This is a genomic window from Pseudomonas sp. 2822-17 (assembly GCF_002742485.1).
Classification (GTDB): Bacteria; Pseudomonadota; Gammaproteobacteria; order Pseudomonadales; family Pseudomonadaceae; genus Aquipseudomonas; species Aquipseudomonas cyclaminis.
This window is the reverse complement of the sequence record NZ_LJRZ01000558.1, coordinates 1-272: the sequence shown is the minus strand read 5'-3', so window position 1 is coordinate 272 and position 272 is coordinate 1. Positions and strand designations below refer to the sequence as shown.

The following is a 272-nucleotide window of genomic DNA, read 5'->3' as shown; positions in this document are numbered from 1 at the left end:
GACTTAGGCTCTGAATTAGTAAAAGGGGATGAAGGTATCATCTTTAGAACGGTTGCAGAAGATGCTGAAGAGGATGAAATAAGAGAGGAATTAGCTTGGTTAAGAAATCAACATACAGAGATGCTACATAAAGCAAGCAACTCTACATCCATACCTTCACTTCTCCACCGTCAATCTTCTATTATTCAAAGAATCTACTTTGACTTTTTCAGCGACGGACAAACTGAGGTGGTCCTGGATAATAGTGAAGATTATCAAAATTTTGTGAGGCT

General features: G+C 38.2%; 1 protein-coding gene. It reads left to right on the top strand.

The genetic code is table 11. From position 1 onward, the window contains the following. A partial coding sequence (locus tag AOA60_RS23190) for a ribonuclease E/G (protein WP_178075400.1) occupies positions 1-272 on the top strand: 272 nt, incomplete at both ends.